Origin of the sequence: Citrobacter sp. Colony219 (assembly GCF_019382635.1) — a bacterium.
GTDB lineage: Bacteria > Pseudomonadota > Gammaproteobacteria > Enterobacterales > Enterobacteriaceae > Citrobacter > Citrobacter youngae.
Window position 1 is genome coordinate 1,348,945 of the sequence record NZ_CP080033.1, and the last position, 20,997, is coordinate 1,369,941.

A 20,997-nucleotide genomic window follows, 5' to 3' on the forward strand; every position below is an offset into this window, starting at 1 on the left:
TATCTGGGTGGGTTTTAAGTGGTCAGTGATTTAGGAAAGATCAGCGCATCGAGGCACAATTACCAGGATGAACTTGAAACGTTTACCTGGAGTGCGTTAGTTGCCGTGGGTATCGCAATACAGGACCAGAAGGTTTACTCTAAAATATCAGAACATCTCTTCATTATGAACTGGCTGGCGATTGCGAAAAAAAGGAAGATATTTTCAAAAACTATCGCCAACGAACTTCAGTGGTTAATAGAAGAGGGGAAAAGGAAAAGCATTAATGCCCAACTTAAATTTAAGATAGAGTATTTATATGCTACATCAAGTGGTGATGTCACAATGCAGAGTTACTATTTTAAATTTACTCATGTTATTGAAAATCTAAGGAATAATGGCTGGGAGAGTTTTCTTCTCACACCCGGGAAATGGCGTGATTTGAGTGAAGATGTTAAGGTTCGCAAAGGCAATTTTATTTTTATGGATGACACCCGACTTCAGGAGTGCTTTGGTACTCAGGGCGAGATATTAAAACCTTTCTGTCTTCGGGTTTATGGTGATGTCGAATTTGCAAAGTCGCTGTTCATCAAAAATAATCTTCCGGTTGAGTTTGTAAAGCATACTTCAAATGAGTTTTACTACTTTTATTTTAATCTGGATGGGTGATGAACACTGGCGATACATAAATAAAATTTGCCAGTCATAATACGTTGTTGTAGCCAGATTTTACATTCTGAGATATAAATCGCGATAGAGGGATCGGGGATGTTTACGCGAAAGTTAACGATCACGACTGAATGGATAAAGTTATCTGATGTTCCTGACCGTGTGTTCATCGCTTTTCGAGGGGTAATCGAAATATGCGAAAGTTCATCTGTTCCTGACGACAAGACTCCCCTGCTAAGGTTGGAAAATGAAATGGCGATTATCACGGTTGACGCATTATCCTGGGTCAGAGTTCCGGCAGAAAGTCGGGGAAATATTACGGTATATATTCTCTGATGTGCTGAATATTAACACCGATAAATTACATCAGACATCGGTAAAATCATCATGACCTGATTATGCGGGCTACAACATTCGTATTGCATTGGTGTTATAGATAATGCCAAACACCGCTACCGCCAGCAGGAACAGGGATGAGATAAAAACGCTGTATCTGACAAACCGCGTGGGCATCCAGCGTTTGAAAATCACGATATAAAATGACAGAACGGCAACGTCAAAAATGATCCATACCAGCGTGAGTATCAGCATGCTGGTGGCGAAATTATGTGTAATGGTGATGAACTGTGGAAAGAATGAAACGAAAAACAGAATATCTTTCGGGTTTGATACGCCAATCAGAAAACCGTTGATAAATCCCCCATGAGACGGCTGGCGAGAGTCTTCGCTGGCGGCTTGATTTCTTGCCCACAGACTGCAAAACGCGCTATAGCCGATATACAGCGATCCGGCGAGACCCAACACACACAGCAGCAGAGGAGAGAGTGATACCACCCCCGCCAGCATCAGCGCAGCGAGCGCAAGCAAGAGCAATGAAGCACCGTTAGTTCCGCATAGCGTCATAAAGGCCTGGCGATAGCCGTACTGTGCCGCCGTCGCGGTAATCAGTGCCACAACAGGACCAGGCGTTAGCAACAGTGTTAGCACCGAGAGGCTGTATACAGCCAGTAAAGCGAGATTCATATCTGATGATCCTGACGTTATTTTTCATCAGTATTCCGCTTGCGTGTCACATTGAAAAACGAATAAAACTGCGCTCTACTGTGAGTAAAAGTCAACATGGAAGCCGATGATGACGCTACCTCCGTTGTATGCCCTGAGGGCTTTTGAAGCCGCAGCTCGTCTGGGATCGTTCAGCAAAGCAGCTATTCAACTGAACGTGACTCCGGGCGCGGTAAGCCGTCATATTCGCACGCTGGAAGCCTGGTTTGGCTGTGAGCTATTTATCCGCAGCGGCCCGCGTATCGAGATAACACCTTCTGGCCAAGGGTTAGCACAGCAGTTGACGGCTGGGTTTCAGAGTCTGGAACACGCGTGTCATGCCTTTCGCAGCAGCAGCCATGAGCTACGGCTGAAAGCGCCGTCTACGTTGACCATGCGCTGGCTGCTGGATGTGCTGCGTCTTTTCCGTGAAGCGCATCCGACCCCGGTGATCGAAATTTCCAGCGTCTGGATGGACACCGATTCCGTCGCATTCAGTCGTGAACCGTATGACTGTGCGATCCTGTTAGGGAATGGCCATTTTGGTGACGATACCGACAGCCGGTTGCTGTTTCAGGAGTGGCTAATCCCGGTCTGTGCGCCTGCGTTGCAGGCTCAGGCGCAAAGTGATATTGCCGCCTGTGAATTGATTCATCCTTCCGCCGATCGCCGCGACTGGCGTCGCTGGCTGCAGCGTACCGGGGCGTTTCCTGCGTTGAACCTGGCACGTGGCAACGTGTTCGACACCCTGGAGCAGGGGAGTCTTGCGGCAATGAGCGGGCATGGGGTAGCGGTCGCCGATCTGCTATTAAGCCTGACGGCTATTGAGAGTGGGATGCTGGCGTTACCGTTTAAACAGGTGGTCGCGACAGGGGACGGCTATTATCTCGTCTGGCCAAAAGCGTCAACCCGGCTTCGAAATATTGAGTTGCTGTATCGCTGGTTAAAAGAAGCTGCGCCTGAGGCTGACATAGCAGAACTGCTCAGGCTGGAGTAACCCGCAGAACACCATATTGATAACAATTCTCATTATTATTGTTGTGTTGTACGGGTAATGGTAATGTTGCCACCCATCGTACGTTGCAAATTCCATTTCTTGTGCAGAAGACAGCATGAACAACACCACCATCCAGAATACATCCGGACGTTTTACCCGCACCTTCTCCGTCAGTGAGTTTAGGGACTTTGGTGAGCGTTACGGGATCGATTACCGTTTTCCGTTGCTGGCGCAAAAAACGGGTCTTCCGTGTTCCAGTGTTGTATTGCAAGGGGAAGTAGAGGAGATGATGCTCCCTTGCGGGATGTGCGTCACACACTCTGATGTACAGGTGCTGCAACCGTATGAAACTACCTCCCGGCACAGTAGCCCCTTGTATATGCTGGTGGTGTTGGAAGGTTGCGTGATACTGACGCTCAACGGGCAGGAACATGTGGTACGTTCCGGCATGGCGTTTAGTTCGCGTCTGAGTGAACGCCAGGCAATGAGCGCCCGTCACCCTGCCGACTGCAAGCTACGGACGCTATCACTCGGGTTGTATCCTGACGGAGCATGGCGCAAAGGATTACTTGAATCCCTCATGCGTGAGTGGGAAAACTGTCAGACGCCAACGCTTATTTGGCAGGTGCCGGGGTTTTTACTCAGCGGATTACAGTATGCGCAGCAGGGCTCACTTAGCCATGTTTCCCGCCAGTTGATGCTGGAAGGACTGATTTTACAATTATTTGGTCACGGTCTCAGCGTTTGTCAGGTGGAAAGCGGAAAATGCCTCGCCGCCAGTGGCGAACAGCAGCGGCTGGAAAGGGTGCGCCGTCTGTTGGAGCAATCCCCTGAAAATGACTACACGCTTAACGAGCTGGCGCAGCGCGCAGCGATGAGCCCCAGCAGTTTGCGCAGCAAGTTCCGTGCGGCATATGGCTGCTCCGTTTTTGACTACCTGCGCGACTGCCGTCTGGAACGTGCGCGCGGCTATTTACTGGAAGGATACAGCGTACAGCAGGCGGCCTGGATGTCGGGTTATCAGCACGCAACTAACTTCTCTACCGCTTTTCGTCGTCGCTATGGCTTCCCGCCCGGTGATGTTCTCAAACTTTGCTAATCCATTTTCCCGTTTTATGCGCGAAGCTGATTCATAATTTGGCGCTGCGCATATGCAACCTGGCATTCGGCATAGCGACTCCTGATACAAAAATGGCAATAATTCTCATTTACAGATAGGTATGCCTTGGGAGATGTTCATGTTCGCGAAGACTCGGTTGGCGCTGCTGATAGGATGGGTGACCGGCAGTGTGGCTTTTCCTCTGCTGGCGCAGGAAACAACAAAAAATGATACGGTGGTTGTCACTTCGCAAATGCAGAGTGGGGCGACCAAGCTTGCCACACCGGATATCGAAACACCGCAGTCGGTATCGATCGTTACCCGTGAACAGTTTGAAGAGCAGGGCGCAACCAGCGTGCGGCAGGCTGTTAGCTACACACCTGGGGTGTACAGCAATCAGATTGGTGCCTCCAACCGCTTTGACTACATTGTGCTGCGCGGTTTCTCCGATGGTAGTCTGGACAACGTCTATCTCGACGGCCTGAAAATGATGGGCGACACTAACTCGCACAGTTCGCTGGTGGTCGATCCGTGGTTTCTCGACAATATTGAAGTGGTGCGCGGCCCGGCTTCCGTGCTGTACGGCCGTTCCTCTCCGGGCGGGATCGTGGCGCTGACATCGCGTAAACCGTCGTTTGATGCGGGCGGAGAAGTGAAGCTGTTTGCTGGCAACAATAATCAGCGCGGCGCGGCGTTTGACGTCACCGGGGCGCTGGATGATAACGATCGCGTCGCCGCACGACTGAGTGGAATGACGCGTTATGCGGACTCGCAGTTTGGTCCCTTGAAGGAAGAACGTTACGCGCTGATGCCGAGCCTCACCTGGCGCATCACCGATCAAACGCGTCTTGACCTGATGGCCTATCTGCACCGTGATCCTGAAGGCGGTAGCCACTCCGGTCTGCCGTATGACGGCACTGTGGTTCCCCATTACGGGCAAAAGATCTCCAACACCTTTTACGAAGGCGAGGATGATTACGATAAATACGATCGTCGTGAAAACATGGTGGGCTACAACATTGAGCACCTGTTTGATAACGGCTGGTCGGTGCGGCAAAAGTTACGCTATTTGCATACCGACGTTGAGCTGAACCAGGTGTATGCGGCAGGCTGGTTGAATGAAACCGAGCTTAATCGCGGTTACTCCGGCTCAGACGAAAACATGTCGGCGATAACGCTGGATAATCAACTGGATGGTAGCTTTGATACCTGGCAGGTTAACCACCGTCTGCTGGTGGGCATCGATTATCAGGATCGCAGCAACAATACCACCGGCTACTACGGGGCGTTCCCGCCGATTGACGCCTTTAACCCGGTGTACGGCGCGAAGCCGGATTACATCAATATGTATGCGCGCGAGAAACACAAGTTGCGCCAGACGGGCTACTATTTGCAGGATCAGATGTCATGGGATCGCTTCCGTATAACGCTCGGTGGCCGCTACGATCAGGTGAGCATATCTAATATTGATAAGCAAAACGGCACTCGCAGCGATCTGGACAAAAATAACTTCAGCAGTCGCGCTGCTCTGCTTTATTTGTTCGATAACGGCGTTGCGCCGTACATCAGCTATTCCACCGCCTTTACGCCAACCAGTTTTGCTGATGAGAACGGTAACCTGTTGGAACCGATGAAAGGCAAGCAGTGGGAAGCCGGGCTGAAATATGAACCGGAAGGGTTGAATAGCCAGTTTAGCGCGTCGGTGTTCCGCATTAATCAGACCAATATTGCCACCAAAGAAGAGCCGACCGATCCGTACCGTTCGATTGGCGAAATTGAATCTGAAGGGGTAGAGCTGGAAGCTATTAGCCAACTGACGGACAGTTTCCGTTTGCAGGCGGCGTATACCTATACCGACATTCGCTATAAGAAAAGCAGCCCGGAAGAGCAGGGCAAGCGTGCCGTTTATGCGCCGCGCAATCAGGCCAGCACCTGGTTAAGCTACGATGTGAAAAATGGCCCACTGGCGGGGCTAACGTTGGGCTCAGGCGTGCGTTACGTCAACGGTATTACCAGCGATCGCCAGAATACTCACACCCTGCCATCGTATACGCTGGTGGATCTGGCGATTGGCTACGACTTAACGAATATTGGTATTAAAGGTTTGAGCACGCAGTTGAACGTCAACAATCTGACCGACAAGCGTTACGTTGCAGCCTGTAATTCGCTCTCATACTGTTATTTCGGTGCCGAGCGCAGCATTGTTGGCAGCGTTTCGTGGAAGTTCTGATGCTTAAGCCGGATGCGGCGCTGGCGCCTTATCCGGCATACGGCAGCGTGCAAATTGTAGGCCTGATAAGCGCAGCGCATCAGGCATAGTGGATTGCGGCTATTTGGTAAAACCGTTCTGCATACAAATCTGTGCGCTGGTTCTCAGGGTGAAGGCTAACTTGTCAGGATACTGGCGGTAATAGTTATGTTCTTCTTCCAGCCCTTTTGCCTGCGCCAGACGTACCGTTTCCAGCGAACAGGTTCGGTAGATCAAATCTTTATTCATATTGCTCTGCTTCTCGCGCTGTTTATCTGCGGACAGCGCCAGCCAGCTCTCGGACAGCGTATAATCGTAGACCACCCGATTCCCTTTCGCCTGCACGTTCTCAATGGTAATGAATTCGTCGATCTTCAGTCTTGGCTGACCACGCATTTTTTTCTTATCTTCTGCGGCGGCATATTGTGCCAGTGCATTAATATCCATCCCGGCTATTTTCTGCTTATAGATATCGACATAGGCGGCGGGTTGCTGATAATGCTGAGCATAAGCATTTCTTAATTCTCCGTCACTCATTGAACAGCCAGCTAAAAATAAAGGTAATAGCAGCGTCAGTTTTGTTTTAGTCATGATGTTATCCCATTCATTATTGTGGTCCCCAGTCGCCCATAACAAAATAAAAGTCATCAAATTACAGGTGATCTTTAGGGTTGTATAAACGGGGCGACGACAGCACAAGTGCAATTATCTTAAAATGGCGGAATAAGCGGGAAACCCTGCCAGAATTGGCAGGGTTAATGGATGAAGAGGATCAGAATTCCATTTTCACCGTGAACTGCACTTCTCGTGGGTCGCCGATCTGATTACCCAGATTATTGGTAGCAATGGATGAGGTGTAATAGGTCTTATCAAACAGGTTTTTCACATTGAGCTGCAATGTGACCGGATATTGCAGCTTCATCTTATAAGCGGCAAAGGCATCGGCGACAAAATAGCCTGGCAGATAATAGTCTGCACCATTGGTTGCGGAACGGCGACTCACCCCATGACCCCCACCGCCAATCGTCAGGGTATTGCCCATAAAAGCATTCTGAATATCGTAGGTGAGGAATAATGAGCCGGTATGCTTCGGTACATTAGGCAGCGGCTTACCTTTGTAATCAGGATCTTCCGTCACTTTCGCGGCGGTATAACCGTAGCTGGCGATAATATTGGTGTTGGTGGTCAACGAACCGGCGACATCCACTTCCACGCCTTGTGAACGCACGCGACCCGCCGTTTTCGCCACGGTTTCGCCATTGATCATTTCGTTGTACAGCACATTGCGTTTATCAATATCAAACAGGGCAATATTGGCGGTGATACCGTCAAAGATATCGAATTTTGCCCCCACTTCATAAGCCGTTGAGGTTTCAGGTGGCAGTTCGCCAATATAACTGGCGATAGAATATTGCGGCATGAAGGATCGCGACACGTTACCGAACAGCGATACCGACGGCGTCAGTTTGTAAACCATACCGAATTTGGGCACCCACTGTTGGTCGGTACTGTCGGTGTTGACGTTGAACGGACGCCCTTTGCCAGCGTATTCGGTGTAGTACTGATAACGCATCCCGGCGACGGCGATCCATTTATCGGTCAGGTACAGCGCGTCCTGCACATACGCAGAATAGCTCTCTTGTTGAATAGTCTGATCGCTATCAGCGGCAGAAACGTTAGTACATTTATCCAACGTACCGTAGACAGGATTATAAATATTGAACCCTTTTACGTTCTTGCAGCGGATCATGTCGGTGCGTAGCAGATCGTAGTTCTCATAAGAGACACCGGTGAGGATCTCGTTATAAAAGCCAGCGATATCGACGTTGCCCTGTAAATCGGCACGTGTGGCGTGCATGCGCTGGGTGGAGCCTTGAGTGGCATCGACACGGCGGGTCAGATTTCCGGTTGCAGAATCATACGCCATTACGCGAGCCTGATTATCGCTGTATTTATCCTGGCTAAAGCTGTAGTCGAATTTCGCTGTCCATTCGCTGTTGAAGCGGTATTCGGCATTCAACTGTGCCAGATCCGATTTGCCGTCGGTGATATTAAACGGCTCATCAAAGCGGGTTTTGCGATCCACATTCACCGCGTGTTTGGTGTTGAGATCGAAAATGGTGCCGCGATCGAATGGCGCTTTGTAGTCGCGGTGTGAATAGAGCACGCTGACGGTGGCGTTGTCGCCAAACCAGGTCAGAGAAGGGGAGATAAAGCTGCTCTGATTGGTGCCAAAGTTGCGCCAGTAGTCCTCGTGTTGGTACTCGCCAATCAGACGATACGCCAACGGCGTACCTTCAATCGGCCCTGTCACGTCAAACTGCCCCGTACCGCCGCCAAAACTGCTGGAGGTTGCTGAAATCGACCCGCCAAACTGCGTTTCCGGACGTTTGGTGACGACATTAATCAGGCCGCCGGGATCGAGAATCCCGTACAGGGTTGAGGCCGGGCCTTTCAGCACTTCCACGCGTGAGGTTGCGGCGTTAAAGCTGCGCGGCAACACGGTTTTCAGACCGTTGGTCATCACCGAGCCGTCACGGTTTGCGCCGAAGCCACGGCGGACAAACGCATCCTGTGTGCCACCTAATGTGTTGGTTTGCACAACGTTACTGACGTTATACAGCGCTTCGTCCAGCGTCGTGACATGCTGATCTTCCAGAACTTTATCGCTGACAGTGTTCACCACTTGTGGGATATCCAACAATGGCATGGATGTCAGCGTCGCGGTGGACGAGCTCAGCGGTTGATAACCCGATGTTACGGCCTGATCGGCAGACGACGCATCTGCCCGAACGGTGATGGTATCTTCCCCTTTAGGCGGAGTCGTCTCTTTCTCCGCTGCAAATACCGTAGGTGTTGTTGTTATGCCCAGAAAGAGAGCAGAGCACAATGCCCGCCCTTTCATCCCCGAAAAGTAAGTCGTTAACTCAGCCATTATTTTATTTATTCCGCAAAAGACCCTGCCAAAAATGGGCAGGGAAACAGGTTGATTCAATTCATTGCCCGGCTTGCCAGCCCTGCATTTATCCATCTGTAAGCCGGCGTTACTGGCATCAGATGTGTAATTGAGAATCATTCAATCATGGGCGTTTGTAGTAGTAAACGTAAAAATGAAAAAGAAACTACAGGCGATTCGACACAACTTAACCGTCGTTTTTTTAAGGGTATTTAATTTACAATACATTGAAAAAGAATGGTTTTTATTGATTTTTCGGCATTTTTTATTTGTGCTTTGGTTGTTGGCAACAGGTGATGTAACTACAGGGTGTAATTGCTTGACTACTACAGCGCAAGCCAGCAAGATCACAAAGAGAATGAGTTTTATTTTTATTTAGAGAATTACGCATGCAGGCTTTGCCATGCGGCGGCGCAGGAGTGAACATGCCACAGCATGTGGAAAATACCGCCCACAGAACGGGCATTGAACTACAACAGCTTTCTGCGGGTTATCGCCATAACACCATTGTCCACGATATCTGTCTCACTATTCCGCAAGGCAAAATGACGGTGCTGGTGGGGGCGAACGGCTCGGGTAAATCAACGTTGTTAAGCACCATGGCTCGGATGTTGAAACCGCACGGCGGCAGCGTATTGCTGGATGGCAAAGCCATTCATCAACAGCCCACCAAAGCGGTTTCACGCCAGCTCGGCATCCTGCCGCAATCCCCATTGGTGCCAGAAGGACTTACCGTTTTCGAACTGGTATCGCGTGGGCGTTTTCCCTGGCAGAACATGCTTTCGCAATGGACGGACGATGACGAACGCGCCGTGGAGCAGGCGCTCCGGTTAACCGGAACTGCTGATTTTGCGCATTTGCCGGTGGAGAGCCTTTCCGGTGGGCAACGTCAGCGCTGCTGGATTGCGATGGCGCTGGCACAGCAAACGCCGGTCATCTTGTTGGATGAGCCGACTACGTTTCTCGATCTGCGCTATCAGGTGGAGATCCTTGAACTGTTGCATTCACTGACTCGCCATCATGGCCGTACAGTGGTCGTGGTCCTGCATGACCTGAATTTTGCCGTGAATTACGGGGACATGCTGGTGTTCCTCAAACAGGGGACGTTGCAGGGCGTCGTGCATGATGGCGAAAACTGCACGCCCGAGTTGATTAAGCACGTGTTTGACGTCGACGTGCAGATGTCGGTGAATCCTCTCACCGGAAAACCGTTCTTTATGCCGTTCCGCGCGCCGGGCGGGCAAGAGCAATGACGGTCATGGCAAGCACACTGGCTCGTCGCCGTGGCCAGATTATGCTGGCGTTCCCCGTGTTAACGCTGCTGTTGTGTGTTCTGGCAGTGGTGCATCTGGGTGTGGGCGCACGCACTATCAGCCCGCAGACCGTCGTGCAGGCGCTGTTCCACTTTGACGCGAAAAATTTCGACCACCGGATTATTGTCTCCTTACGTCTGCTGCGCATGACGGCGGCGATGCTGGTCGGCGCGGCGTTAGGTGTTGCGGGGGTTCTGCTGCAGGCGTTGATTCGTAATCCGCTGGGAGAACCGCATATTCTGGGGCTGAATGCCGGTGCGGCGTTTGTCGTTGTGTTGTGCACCGCGCTTGGCGTGACGGGGGTAAGCCAGCCATTGCTGGCGGCAGGCGGTGCTGCGGCACTCTTTTCGTTGGTGATGGCGCTTGCATCTGCCGGGCGCGGTGGCTTAACGCCGCTGAAGGTCACGCTGTGCGGCGTGGCGCTGTCGGCCATGGTGTCATCGCTTACTGCGGCCATCCTGATTCTGGATGAACAAACCCTGTTGGCAATGCGCACCTGGCTGGTGGGTGATCTCGCGGGTCTGCGTTGGGAAAGTGTCAAAAGTGCCGTTCCCCCGTCGCTTGCCGGTATGGTGCTGGCGATCGCTATCGCGCCGGGCCTGAATATTCTGGCTCTCGGCGACCGTATGGCCTGTGGGTTAGGGGTGAACATTTTGCGCATACGCTTGCTGGCGATGATCGCCATTGCGCTGTTGTGCGGTGCGGCAGTTTCTGTCGTGGGGCCGCTGGGATTTATCGGCCTGTTAGTGCCTAACGTTACCCGCCGTCTGGTAACAAAAGATATTCGTCAGATGCTACCGACGTCGGCATTGCTGGGCGCGGCGCTGCTGCTGCTGGCGGATATTGCCGCCCGCACGGTGCTGGCTCCGCAGGAGCTGGCTACAGGGATCATGACCGCCCTGGTGGGCGCACCGGCGTTTATTTTCATTGCGTCGAGGTTTTTGAAATGAACGATATGCTGCAGCGTGCAGGGCTTCGTGCATGGCGGGTGGGGGGATTTTCTCGTGTCATTCGTCCCAAAACCGTGCTGTACAGCCTCAGCCTGACGGTGCTGGCAATCGCATTACTGCTGTTCGGCGTGATGCAGGGTTCGCTCCCGGTTCCGGCTTCCGCTATCGGACGGGCGGTGTTTGACCCTCAGGCGTTGACGGCTCAGCAACAGTATGTCGTTTGGGATGTACGACTGCCGCGACTGCTGATGGCGCTTCTGTGCGGGGCGATGCTCGGATTGGCTGGGGCGGCGATGCAATCTATCACCCGCAACGGGTTGGCCGATCCCGGGCTTATCGGTGTCAAAGAAGGGAGTTGCGTGGTGGTGCTGGCCCTGGTGCTATTTTTCCCGTCCGCAAGTCTGGTCTGGCGGCCCCTGGCGGGAATGGCCGGTGGCGCACTGGTCGCGGCACTGGTGATGCTGCTGGCCCGTGATTTCTCCCGGCCTCGCTTCGTGTTGATAGGCATTGGCGTGTCGTGGTTCTTTGCCGCGGGAATGGGCGTATTTATGACCACCGCGGATGTCCGTGACGTTCAGACTGCACTGGTCTGGCTGGCGGGCAGCCTTCATGCCGCCACCTGGCCGCTACTGCTGGTGGCACTGGCCTGGACGTTGCCTGCGGCCATCATCTTATTTGCCACGGCGAGAGCTTCAGATGTGGCGCTACTTGGCAATGCGACGGCAACGGGGCTGGGTGTACGTTTACCCCGACTGGCGTTGTTGCGTTTTCTCGCGCCGGTTGTACTCACCGCCGCCAGTGTTGCCTGCGTGGGCAGCCTCGGTTTTGTCGGGTTAATGGCGCCACACATGGCACGATTCTGGCTGCGTGGCGGACAAACAGCGCTGCTGTGGGGAAGTGCGTTGATCGGTGCGTTGCTGGTGCTGGTCACCGATACCGTGGGTCGTCTGGCGTTTGCACCACTGCAAATCCCCGCCGGGATCGTCATTGCTCTGGTCGGTGGACCGTTCTTTTTGCTGTTGCTCTGGCGTCGCCGGGATCGTTTGTAATTGTTAAGAGGGTATATGCGTTTAATCTTTTCATTGCTGCTGCTGGTCGGCTGCACCGTCCAGGCGGCGGTGCCTGTTCAGTCATTTACTGACGATCTCGGGCGAGTGGTGAACGTGCCGCTGCATCCGCAGCGTATTGTGTCATTGCACGATCTCGACATCACTATTCCGCTGATCGAACTGGGCGTGCCTCCGGTAGCCAGTCATGGCCGAACGCGCCCGGATGGCAGCCATTTTTTACGCTCCGGCGTGCTGCTGACCGGCGTGGATTTTGATAATTCGAACATGACGTATATCGGTACGGCAGACATTGATATTGAAGCCATTGTGGCGGCAAAACCGGATTTAATTATCACCGAACCCAGCCGTAACACGCCGATTGAGCAACTGGAAAAAATAGCGCCGACGGTCAGCATCGATCATCTTGATGGCGGTGCGCCGGAAATCTACCGCAAGCTGGCGCAGCTTACCGGTACGCAGAACCGACTGGCATTGCTGGAACGGCGCTACCGTGAAGAAATAGCCCAGCTCAAGCGGACGGTCGATACGCAGCACATCTCTGTGGCGGTAATACAGGCCAATCAGGGCAAAATCAATGCGTTGCACACCTATCATTCCCTGGGGCGAGTTTTACGCGATGCTGGTTTCACTTTCCCGAAGCTTATCGACAGTATTCCGCCGGGTGGGCGCATTGATGTCAGTGCGGAACGTCTGCCTGAACTGGATGCCGATTTTGTCTTCGCGACCTGGCGTGGCGATACCGGCGGTAAACCGCAGGATGAAATCGCGGCGATGGATGCGGTGATGCCTGGCTGGTGTGAGTTCCTGACCGCCTGCCAGCGCGGACATTACGTTTTACTCTCCCGTGAAGAGGCGATATCCAATTCCTATGCCTCGCTCAGTCTGATGGTGGCGCAGGTGCAAACGCATATCGCCGGACGATGGCTACCGGAGGCTAAATAACCATGCTGACGGCGAAAAAAGCCAAAAACCGTATTGATGTCTATGGTGATCGTTTTCGCGCCCGGGCGCATTTACTCTCGCCACGTATGCAGGCCGTGGCGCGTTATATCAACGAAAACCGCGAAGTGGTGCTGGAGTTTACAGCGATAGAAATCGCTGCCGCCACGCAAACCTCTGACGCGACGGTGGTCAGGGCAATTCAGGCGCTGGGGTTTGCCGGGTTGCGCGATTTAAAGCAGACCATTGAACACTGGTTTGGCCCTGGCGTGACCTCAGAAGAGAAGATGACCACCACGGTGAATACGCTCTCTTGCGATGTTAACTCAAGCATTGATTTCGTCCTGCAGGGGCATCAGCGTACCTGTGAAGCTCTTTCTACACCGCAAAACCGCTATGCGATTGCCCAGGCGGTGGCGTTATTGGTAGAAGCCCGTCAGGTGGGGATTTTTGGTATTGGCGCATCCGGCGTATTGGCGGATTATACCGCTCGTCTGCTCAGCCGTATTGGCCTGCCTGCGGTAGCATTTAATCGCACCGGGATTAACCTCGCAGAGCAACTGATCGCATTGCAGCGGGGAGATGTGCTGATCATGATGGCGCAGAAATCACCGCATCGGGAAGGGCTGACGACCATTCGCGAGGCCAGGCGGTTGGGTGTCCCGGTTATTTTACTGACGAACGCGCTGGATTCCCGTTTTAGTAAAGAAGCGGATGTGGTGATTAACGTGCCACGCGGCGGCGAGAATGGGAAAATGCCGCTTCACGGTACGGTGCTGGTGTGTCTGGAAATGATCGTCCTGTCCGTTGCTTCGACTGCGCCGCAACGTTCAATTAAGTCCGTGAAACGGATTAACGAACTGTATCGGGGCATTGGTAAATCCGGGGCGAAGAAATAAACCGGTTATACCCGATGTGTAGGCCGGGTAGTGGGACGTCGCCACCCGGCATAAAGGCAGACAGATCAAACCATTAATGGCCGATCATTCTGGCCTTCGGGATCAACTGGAAATACATATGATCCGGCACCGGCGTCTGCCAGACGTTGGCGTACACCGCATAACCTACGGCGGCAAACAGAATACCGAGCAGCAGTAGCGTCATTGTCCACCCTGATAACCTACCTTGTCGCCACCATGGTGTCGGCGCTGCGCTATGCCCTGATTGTGCGCCAGGCGGTGTCTTCAGTGACATAGTCAGCGTCGAGGCTACCGGACAGGATTCCACACAGGTCATACATCCTGTGCACTCAACGGTGCGTACCTGAATTAAGCGATCGACCGGAATATTCGACGGGCAGTTCTTTGTGCATTTGCCGCAATCGATGCAACTGTCGGCATTACGGCGGATCTTAAACGGCGACAGCAAAGAGAACAGGCCAAGCAGTGCGCCATAAGGGCACAGATAACGGCACCACGCATTGCGAATAAACAGGCTCATGATGCTGATAACCGCCACTACGATGAGCGTCGTCGAGCCGATATTACGAAAGAAATCGAGCATCTTAACGTCGATAATCATGCCGTAGGCTGACATCAGAAAATACTGAATCCCCTGTGCTGGCATCGACAGGGCGATATACAGAAAGAAACTCAGCAGCAGATATTTCAGGCTCAGCAAAGGGAGGTCCAGCCAGCGCGGCAGGGTGAAGTTGCGACCCGTTATTTTTTTGCCCAGATTCCCTATCAGCTCAGACAGCGTACCCACCGGGCACAACCACGAGCAGAACGCTTTTTTTAACAGCAGACTCATCAGGATAAAGGCAACAAGCAGCAGCATGGAAGCGGCGTGAATAGGGGGAAGAAAGCCGGTTTCCAGTGTGTAGCGGATATTCATCAAGCCCGCGATCGGTAGCCATCCCTCAATACCGCCGGGTCTTGATATATAAACGCTGGCACCGGCTGTTTCGAAATAGCGAACCCAATACCAGAACGTCACGCCAATATAGATATTGATAGCCAACAGGAGAAACTGGGTGGCTTTTCTCCAGCTACTGGCATTGCGCCAGTCATTCCACGGCAGTTTTCCTCCGACGGTACCAGGGCGGCGCTGCCAGCGCGTTTTCTTCTTCCCGTTCATGATCTTTTATTATCCCTCATATTTCCCCCTGCATTCAGGAAGACTCATCACCGGGATATGCTACCGCTATAAAGATATGGTGTATTTGATTTGCATCTTATTAATCGGCTGCCATTTTTATCACGCTAATGGGCATGTATAAAAATAACAGCACGATATTTATCACAGGTCAGATAAATACCCTGAACGGGGTATTTATTTATCTGTGGGGGACGACAGTCATTCCCGGTACGTTTCTACGCGGTTACGGCCATGGCTTTTCGCCAGATAGAGCGCGCGATCGGCTTTATCAACCAGTTGTTTGTAGTCGGGGTGATAGTCATATTCGGCAACGCCGATACTGACGGTAATAGAGAAGGATTCAGTCATGGAAGCGGCGATACGCAGCTCGGCAATTTTCTTGCGCAGTGTTTCCAGAATAATCGAGGCCTGCGATTCGTCTGATTCGACGAGCAGGATCATAAACTCTTCACCACCATAACGGAATACGTAATCGCTACTGCGGATGTGCTCATAAATAACGGCCGCGACGTTTTTCAGCGTCATATCGCCAGTGTTATGTCCGTAGCTGTCGTTGATCTGCTTAAAATAATCAATGTCCAGCATTGCCAGGGTAAAGGGTCTTCGTGAATGTAACGCCAGCGAGATTTCACGGCGCATAATCGTCGGAATAAAGCGGCGATTAAGCAGCTGGGTCAGCGAGTCTTTGCCATTTTCCTGTTTGACCAGCGCTTCAAACATTGAGGCGAGGAGAAAATGGATTTTGGCCGAGAGCTGTCGGATATCCTGCAATAAGCTCATCCGCTCGGTTTCGCCAGGTTGTTGCTGATTCGAGAGTGCCTGTGCCAGACGGTTATCGATTTCAGCGATCACGGATTCCATTTCTGCCAGCAGATTACCGCTGCCAAGAATGTGTTTTCCTTTATGGGAGAACCACATACCAAAATCTGAGTCCGCCAGGAACACCAGATCACCGGACGGTAAGCCGGTCGCAATGTTGTAGATAAACTGATTTTCCCAATCGGTAAACGAACGGATTTGCCGTTCGCGCTCGACGTTGACGTCGTCGTAAATGGTCTGCAGCCGATACTGCTCCTGCGTGTGCAGCGAGTTTTGATAGCTTGGAGAGTAGGAAACGGTCATGGCCTCCAGCGCGGTGTCCATCGCCAGACTGCTGAAACAGATAGCATCGCTCAACAGGCTGACAGAGTAGTCGGCCTTACTTTTCAGCAACTGATACAGCTCTTCTTTTAGCTTACGTGCACCGCGGTTAACCAGATCGATAGGCAGGCCGATACGGGCGTGTACCACACCAATTTCACGCTGTTTTGCCAGCAAGAGCGGGAGGTCTTCATATGCGCTGCCGAGCACGCTGCGCAACCAGTCAAACATACTGCCGCTCAGTCGCGTACTGACCTGCTCCGTATTCAGAAACAACGCGCTCTCCGCATGAGAGAGCATGTAGTCATAAAAAACGGTCACTAAATGGCGGATCTCATCGTCGCTTAACCCTGTGAGGATCGTATGAACGTCAGGGGATGTCTGGCGTATTAGCGCCCGCCATTCTGTAAGGAGTAATGTGTCGTTTACGGGATCAACCTGTTCCATCTCACAGCCACTCAAAATGTGATTGAAAAATTCAGGCGGTATTACGGACAATTACGTCACGATGGTCAAGTGAAACTCTCTTTACGCATTAACGATGGCGAATACCTTCATAAATCAGCCTTAAGGCGAAGACGCCGATAATGGCGCCAATTACCCGGCTGGCAACGCGCTGAATGCGACCATATGCACGGCGTACTGCAGGAAGAGAAAACGCCTGGCTGAGAAAAATACGCCAGATAACAGAAGAAAGCACAATGCCTGCCCATGCCATCAGCCTGGCCCAGGTCGGGGTTTCTGCGCTTAAGGTGACCGAGAAAATACTAATAAAAAACAGTACGGTTTGCGGATTCGATAAATCCGTTAACAGCCCGCGACGAAAGAATACGTACCAAGGGGCGGATATCGGCTGCTGTAACGTGGGCATTTGCGGTGTCGCCTGATGGCGAATGCTGTTCCAGGCAAACCACAGCAGATAGGTTCCGCCAACAATCTTAATCAACGAAAATATCTCTTCACACTGGGTAATAAGCGTTGCCATACCAAACAGGCCAAGGCCGGAGTAAAACGCGTCGCCCAGGGCCACGCCCAGACCGGTCATCACCCCCGCGCGCCGTCCTGATGCCAGGCTGGTTTGCACCACCACAAACAGGTTCGCCCCGGGGTTGAAAAAGGTTAAAACAAACAGGCTGACGGTGAGTACGACGGCGTGTAGCGGTTCCATAGACAACCATTCCTCAAATATTCATAAAGTTAACACTATAATTTCAACGAGCTGGCTGTTCTGAGGATTAACTCACACTGGCTATTGAAACTTTGAACCGGTTGAAATGCGGATACGCGATGGCTGGTTTTTTCTGTGCCGCAAAATTTCTATATATTTCTGCTGAGTGTGGATTTTTTATCCAGGCTGGACTAGTTATTAATCATCCTTGAATCGCGTTATCTCATGTTCAGGGATCGATGATGGCGTCATAACAAAACCTGGAGCTGGTCTATGAAAACTGGAATTAAAGTACTTATTGGTGCATTAGCTTTTGTCGTGACCAACGCATATGCTGCGGAATTTATGACAAAACTTGAGTTTGAAAAGGTTGAGTCGCAGTACACAAAAATCGGTGATATCTCAACGAGTAATGAAGTTTCTGTCGCAGATGCTAAAGAAGAGCTGCTGAAGAAAGCCGAAGAGAAAGGCGCCGATGTTGTGGTATTAACTTCCGGTCAAACGGATAATAAAATCCATGGCACAGCCAATATCTACAAGAAAAAATAATACGCTGCATTGAAAGATAAAATACCCGCCAGCCTCTGTACTGGCGGGTTATTCTTTTAACCTGCGCCAAAACGTGGTTCGGCTGATACCGAGATATCGTGCTGCCGCTGTTTTATCACCATTGAATTGTGCCAGCACCTGCTGTGGCGTCAGTGATGATGATATCTGGGGTATTTCGGCGACAATCGCCAGTTCTGGCAATAATTGCTGCAAGAAATGGACGTTAAGTTCTGGTTGTGGCTCGACGCTTAAAAATAATGCCAGACGCTCCATCATATTGCGCAGCTCACGAATATTCCCCGGCCAGCCGTAATTCAGCAGCATATGTTGGCTGAGCCCTAGTCCTTTGCGCACAGGCTCAGAAAACGGTACATCTAATTCCGCCAGTGACTGTTTTAAAAAGCCTTCCGCCAGCGGCAGGATATCGGGCAACCGCTCGCGTAGCGGCGGCAGCTTGAGGCGCAGAATGCTCAGGCGATAAAACAAATCGGTACGAAACTCGCCTTGTTTCATCTCCTGCTCCAGATTGCAGTGGGTGGCGCTAATCACCCGCACATCGACCGGAATCGGCTGGTGCCCACCGACCCGGGTAACCTCTTTTTCCTCCAGCACGCGTAGCAGTCGGGTTTGTAACGGCAGCGGCATTTCGCCTATCTCATCAAGAAACAGTGTTCCGCCGTGGGCGATTTCAAACAGACCCGCGCGTCCGCCCCGCCGTGAGCCGGTAAAAGCGCCATCTTCATAGCCGAACAACTCCGCTTCCAGTAAGGATTCGGTGATTGCCCCGCAGTTGACGGCGACAAACGGTGGTGAGGGTTTACCGCGTCGATTCTCCTGACGGGTGAAATATTCACGATGAATGGCCTGCGCCGCCAGCTCTTTACCCGTGCCCGTTTCGCCCTGAATCAACACCGGTGCGCGAGAACGGGCGTAGAGCATTATGGTGTGCCGTACCTGTTCCATCTGCGCAGAGTGACCGCGCATATCACCGAGCGCGTAGCGGGTGCGCATCGTATCGCCAGAAGCGTATTGACCGTTTCGCCGTAGCGTCAGGCGCGTCATATCCAGCGCATCGACAAAGGCCTGGCGCACGGTAGCCGCTGAATAGATAAAGATGCCGGTCATACCTGCTTCTTCTGCCAGATCGGTAATCAGCCCCGCGCCGACTACCGCTTGTGTACCGCTGGCCTTCAGTTCGTTGATTTGCCCACGAGCATCTTCTTCAGTGATATAGCTGCGCTGTTCAAGCTGCAAATTGAAGGTCTTTTGAAAGGCGAGAAGCGCAGGAATGGTTTCCTGATAGGTAATGACGCCAATCGATGATGTGAGTTTTCCCGCTTTCGCCAATGCCTGTAGCACGTCAAATCCGCTGGGTTTAATCAGGATCACCGGGATCGATAAACGGCTTTTCAGATACGCCCCGTTGGAGCCAGCCGCAATTATGGCATCACAACGCTCGGTGGCCAGCTTCTTGCGGATATACGCGACCGCTTTTTCGAAACCAAGCTGAATGGGGGTGATGGTCGCCAGGTGGTCGAACTCCAGGCTGATGTCGCGAAACAGTTCGAACAGACGCGTGACCGAAACCGTCCAGATAACCGGTTTGTCGTCGTTCACCCGCGGTGGAAGATGCGTATCAGCCATAACCAACCCAAAAAGTAAGGAACTGAGTATTAGGGTTTAGTTGTGTTTCATAAATGTTGCAATGAAACGTGAAGGAACGTTTCATGAAACGATAGCTGACACGCTTTTGTGCATCAAAGATACAGTAATTTATGTTAACATATTGTTTTTTAAGGGGGATGTATAAATTAATTAAAAATTAAGGTCTTTGGCATACCCCTTGCTTTAAGTAAATCAACGAATGCTAACAAGTTGATAACAAGAGGACGGGATATGTCTCTACACTCCCCAGGGCTGGCGTTTCGCGCCGCGCTCAGCAAAGAAAATCCATTACAAATCGTGGGCACCATCAACGCCAATCACGCTCTGCTGGCCCAACGTGCCGGGTATCAGGCGATTTATCTCTCCGGCGGCGGCGTCGCTGCGGGGTCACTGGGGCTGCCGGATCTTGGTATTTCAACCCTTGATGATGTGCTGACTGATATTCGTCGCATTACGGATGTTTGCCCGCTGCCCTTGCTGGTGGATGCGGATATCGGGTTTGGATCGTCAGCCTTCAACGTGGCGCGTACCGTGAAGTCGATTTCCAAAGCGGGTGCTGCAGCGCTGCATATTGAAGATCAGATCGGCGCTAAGCGCTGCGGCCATCGCCCGAACAAAGCGATCGTCTCTAAAGAAGAGATGGTCGACAGGATCCGCGCCGCGGTGGATGCACGTACCGATCCCAACTTTGTCATCATGGCGCGGACCGATGCGCTGGCGGTGGAAGGGTTAGAGGCAGCCATCGATCGTGCCCAGGCGTACGTCGAAGCGGGCGCGGACACGCTGTTTCCGGAAGCCATCACCGAGCTTGCGATGTACCGCCAGTTTGCCGACGCGGTGCAGGTGCCGATCCTTGCCAACATTACCGAATTTGGCGCTACGCCGCTGTTCACCACCGATGAACTGCGCAGCGCAAACGTCGCGATGGCGCTGTATCCGCTGTCGGCTTTCCGCGCTATGAACCGTGCTGCGGAAAAGGTTTACAACGTGCTGCGTCAGGAAGGAACGCAAAAGAGCGTGATCGACATTATGCAGACGCGTAACGAGCTGTACGAAAGCATCAATTATTACCAGTTCGAAGAGAAACTCGACGCGCTGTATAGCAAAAAGTAAC

At 52.2% G+C, this 20,997-nt stretch carries 18 protein-coding genes; 11 read left to right on the forward strand and 7 right to left on the reverse strand.

Annotated elements, in window-relative coordinates:
* The first annotated feature begins 18 nt into the window (after positions 1 to 18).
* Positions 19 to 648: a DUF2913 family protein gene (locus JTI85_RS05730; protein ID WP_101742734.1), complete on the forward strand. Its 630-nt coding sequence runs from the start codon at positions 19 to 21 to the stop codon at positions 646 to 648.
* A 405-nt stretch (positions 649 to 1,053) separates the two neighbouring features.
* Here the strand turns inward: JTI85_RS05730 and JTI85_RS05735 are convergent, their stop codons facing one another.
* Positions 1,054 to 1,671, reverse strand: a complete 618-nt coding sequence (locus JTI85_RS05735) for a LysE family translocator (RefSeq protein ID WP_101742733.1) — start codon at positions 1,669 to 1,671, stop codon at positions 1,054 to 1,056.
* A gap of 109 nt (positions 1,672 to 1,780) precedes the next feature.
* Between JTI85_RS05735 and JTI85_RS05740 the strand changes: the two genes are divergently transcribed.
* The 3 genes from JTI85_RS05740 to foxA all read left to right on the forward strand — a co-directional run bounded on the left by JTI85_RS05740 (position 1,781) and on the right by foxA (position 6,015).
* Positions 1,781 to 2,686, forward strand: a complete 906-nt coding sequence (locus tag JTI85_RS05740; protein ID WP_219352569.1) for a LysR substrate-binding domain-containing protein — start codon at positions 1,781 to 1,783, stop codon at positions 2,684 to 2,686.
* Positions 2,687 to 2,801: 115 nt separating this feature from the next.
* Positions 2,802 to 3,785, forward strand: a complete 984-nt coding sequence (locus tag JTI85_RS05745) for an AraC family transcriptional regulator (RefSeq protein ID WP_219352246.1) — start codon at positions 2,802 to 2,804, stop codon at positions 3,783 to 3,785.
* Between the two features lie 121 nt (positions 3,786 to 3,906).
* Entirely contained in the window at positions 3,907 to 6,015 is a 2,109-nt protein-coding gene (gene foxA / locus JTI85_RS05750) for a ferrioxamine B receptor FoxA (RefSeq protein WP_121584253.1), read from the forward strand.
* Between the two features lie 99 nt (positions 6,016 to 6,114).
* On the opposite strand, the gene JTI85_RS05755 is transcribed toward foxA, so the two are convergent.
* Together JTI85_RS05755 and JTI85_RS05760 are read right to left on the reverse strand one after the other, a co-directional pair.
* Positions 6,115 to 6,624, reverse strand: a complete 510-nt coding sequence (locus JTI85_RS05755) for a hypothetical protein (RefSeq protein WP_048212514.1) — start codon at positions 6,622 to 6,624, stop codon at positions 6,115 to 6,117.
* Positions 6,625 to 6,805: 181 nt separating this feature from the next.
* Positions 6,806 to 8,968 carry a TonB-dependent siderophore receptor gene (locus tag JTI85_RS05760; RefSeq protein ID WP_115643820.1) on the reverse strand — a complete coding sequence of 721 codons (2,163 nt, stop codon included), beginning with the start codon at positions 8,966 to 8,968 and terminating at the stop codon, positions 6,806 to 6,808.
* A 446-nt stretch (positions 8,969 to 9,414) separates the two neighbouring features.
* On the opposite strand from JTI85_RS05760, the gene JTI85_RS05765 reads away from it, so the two are divergent.
* The 5 genes from JTI85_RS05765 to JTI85_RS05785 are packed head-to-tail and all read left to right on the forward strand — an operon-like array spanning position 9,415 to position 14,160.
* A complete protein-coding gene (locus JTI85_RS05765) occupies positions 9,415 to 10,242 on the forward strand; it encodes an ABC transporter ATP-binding protein (RefSeq protein WP_115643819.1) in 828 nt (275 codons plus the stop codon).
* A complete protein-coding gene (locus tag JTI85_RS05770; RefSeq protein WP_219352247.1) occupies positions 10,239 to 11,252 on the forward strand; it encodes an iron ABC transporter permease in 1,014 nt (337 codons plus the stop codon). The genes JTI85_RS05765 and JTI85_RS05770 overlap by 4 nt, the downstream gene beginning before the upstream one ends.
* On the forward strand, positions 11,249 to 12,301 hold the full coding sequence (locus JTI85_RS05775) for an iron ABC transporter permease (protein ID WP_101742728.1): 1,053 nt from the start codon (positions 11,249 to 11,251) through the stop codon (positions 12,299 to 12,301). The genes JTI85_RS05770 and JTI85_RS05775 overlap by 4 nt, the downstream gene beginning before the upstream one ends.
* 15 nt (positions 12,302 to 12,316) lie before the next feature.
* Complete coding sequence (locus tag JTI85_RS05780; RefSeq protein ID WP_086523596.1) at positions 12,317 to 13,264, forward strand: ABC transporter substrate-binding protein; 948 nt, start codon at positions 12,317 to 12,319, stop codon at positions 13,262 to 13,264.
* Between the two features lie 2 nt (positions 13,265 to 13,266).
* Positions 13,267 to 14,160, forward strand: a complete 894-nt coding sequence (locus tag JTI85_RS05785; protein WP_005127925.1) for a MurR/RpiR family transcriptional regulator — start codon at positions 13,267 to 13,269, stop codon at positions 14,158 to 14,160.
* 73 nt (positions 14,161 to 14,233) lie between these two features.
* Here the strand turns inward: JTI85_RS05785 and JTI85_RS05790 are convergent, their stop codons facing one another.
* The 3 genes from JTI85_RS05790 to JTI85_RS05800 form a co-directional block, all read right to left on the reverse strand.
* A complete protein-coding gene (locus tag JTI85_RS05790; protein WP_061067373.1) occupies positions 14,234 to 15,340 on the reverse strand; it encodes a 4Fe-4S binding protein in 1,107 nt (368 codons plus the stop codon).
* Between the two features lie 219 nt (positions 15,341 to 15,559).
* A complete protein-coding gene (locus JTI85_RS05795) occupies positions 15,560 to 16,948 on the reverse strand; it encodes a diguanylate cyclase (RefSeq protein ID WP_199962621.1) in 1,389 nt (462 codons plus the stop codon).
* Between the two features lie 88 nt (positions 16,949 to 17,036).
* The gene (locus JTI85_RS05800) at positions 17,037 to 17,669 is read right to left on the reverse strand and encodes a LysE family transporter (protein ID WP_048212506.1); all 633 of its coding nucleotides are present in this window, start codon (positions 17,667 to 17,669) and stop codon (positions 17,037 to 17,039) included.
* A 273-nt stretch (positions 17,670 to 17,942) separates the two neighbouring features.
* On the opposite strand from JTI85_RS05800, the gene yahO reads away from it, so the two are divergent.
* Positions 17,943 to 18,218 carry a DUF1471 family periplasmic protein YahO gene (gene yahO, locus JTI85_RS05805; protein WP_003021310.1) on the forward strand — a complete coding sequence of 92 codons (276 nt, stop codon included), beginning with the start codon at positions 17,943 to 17,945 and terminating at the stop codon, positions 18,216 to 18,218.
* A 48-nt stretch (positions 18,219 to 18,266) separates the two neighbouring features.
* Here yahO and prpR read toward each other — a convergent pair whose 3' ends face one another.
* Complete coding sequence (gene prpR, locus JTI85_RS05810; protein ID WP_219352248.1) at positions 18,267 to 19,862, reverse strand: propionate catabolism operon regulatory protein PrpR; 1,596 nt, start codon at positions 19,860 to 19,862, stop codon at positions 18,267 to 18,269.
* Between the two features lie 252 nt (positions 19,863 to 20,114).
* Here prpR and prpB point away from each other — a divergent pair, with 252 nt between their 5' ends.
* Positions 20,115 to 20,996 carry a methylisocitrate lyase gene (gene prpB, locus JTI85_RS05815; RefSeq protein WP_219352249.1) on the forward strand — a complete coding sequence of 294 codons (882 nt, stop codon included), beginning with the start codon at positions 20,115 to 20,117 and terminating at the stop codon, positions 20,994 to 20,996.
* The last annotated feature ends 1 nt before the right edge of the window (position 20,997 follow it).

Bases quoted from the DNA above. Each gene is read 5' to 3' on its own strand.
- JTI85_RS05735 (WP_101742733.1), bottom strand. From the start codon at position 1,671: ATGAATCTCGCTTTACTGGCTGTATACAGCCTCTCGGTGCTAACACTG.
- JTI85_RS05740 (WP_219352569.1), top strand. From the start codon at position 1,781: ATGACGCTACCTCCGTTGTATGCCCTGAGGGCTTTTGAAGCCGCAGCT.
- JTI85_RS05745 (WP_219352246.1), top strand. From the start codon at position 2,802: ATGAACAACACCACCATCCAGAATACATCCGGACGTTTTACCCGCACC.
- foxA (WP_121584253.1), top strand. From the start codon at position 3,907: ATGCCTTGGGAGATGTTCATGTTCGCGAAGACTCGGTTGGCGCTGCTG.
- JTI85_RS05755 (WP_048212514.1), bottom strand. From the start codon at position 6,624: ATGACTAAAACAAAACTGACGCTGCTATTACCTTTATTTTTAGCTGGC.
- JTI85_RS05760 (WP_115643820.1), bottom strand. From the start codon at position 8,968: ATGGCTGAGTTAACGACTTACTTTTCGGGGATGAAAGGGCGGGCATTG.
- JTI85_RS05765 (WP_115643819.1), top strand. From the start codon at position 9,415: ATGCCACAGCATGTGGAAAATACCGCCCACAGAACGGGCATTGAACTA.
- JTI85_RS05770 (WP_219352247.1), top strand. From the start codon at position 10,239: ATGACGGTCATGGCAAGCACACTGGCTCGTCGCCGTGGCCAGATTATG.
- JTI85_RS05775 (WP_101742728.1), top strand. From the start codon at position 11,249: ATGAACGATATGCTGCAGCGTGCAGGGCTTCGTGCATGGCGGGTGGGG.
- JTI85_RS05780 (WP_086523596.1), top strand. From the start codon at position 12,317: ATGCGTTTAATCTTTTCATTGCTGCTGCTGGTCGGCTGCACCGTCCAG.
- JTI85_RS05785 (WP_005127925.1), top strand. From the start codon at position 13,267: ATGCTGACGGCGAAAAAAGCCAAAAACCGTATTGATGTCTATGGTGAT.
- JTI85_RS05790 (WP_061067373.1), bottom strand. From the start codon at position 15,340: ATGAACGGGAAGAAGAAAACGCGCTGGCAGCGCCGCCCTGGTACCGTC.
- JTI85_RS05795 (WP_199962621.1), bottom strand. From the start codon at position 16,948: ATGGAACAGGTTGATCCCGTAAACGACACATTACTCCTTACAGAATGG.
- JTI85_RS05800 (WP_048212506.1), bottom strand. From the start codon at position 17,669: ATGGAACCGCTACACGCCGTCGTACTCACCGTCAGCCTGTTTGTTTTA.
- yahO (WP_003021310.1), top strand. From the start codon at position 17,943: ATGAAAACTGGAATTAAAGTACTTATTGGTGCATTAGCTTTTGTCGTG.
- prpR (WP_219352248.1), bottom strand. From the start codon at position 19,862: ATGGCTGATACGCATCTTCCACCGCGGGTGAACGACGACAAACCGGTT.
- prpB (WP_219352249.1), top strand. From the start codon at position 20,115: ATGTCTCTACACTCCCCAGGGCTGGCGTTTCGCGCCGCGCTCAGCAAA.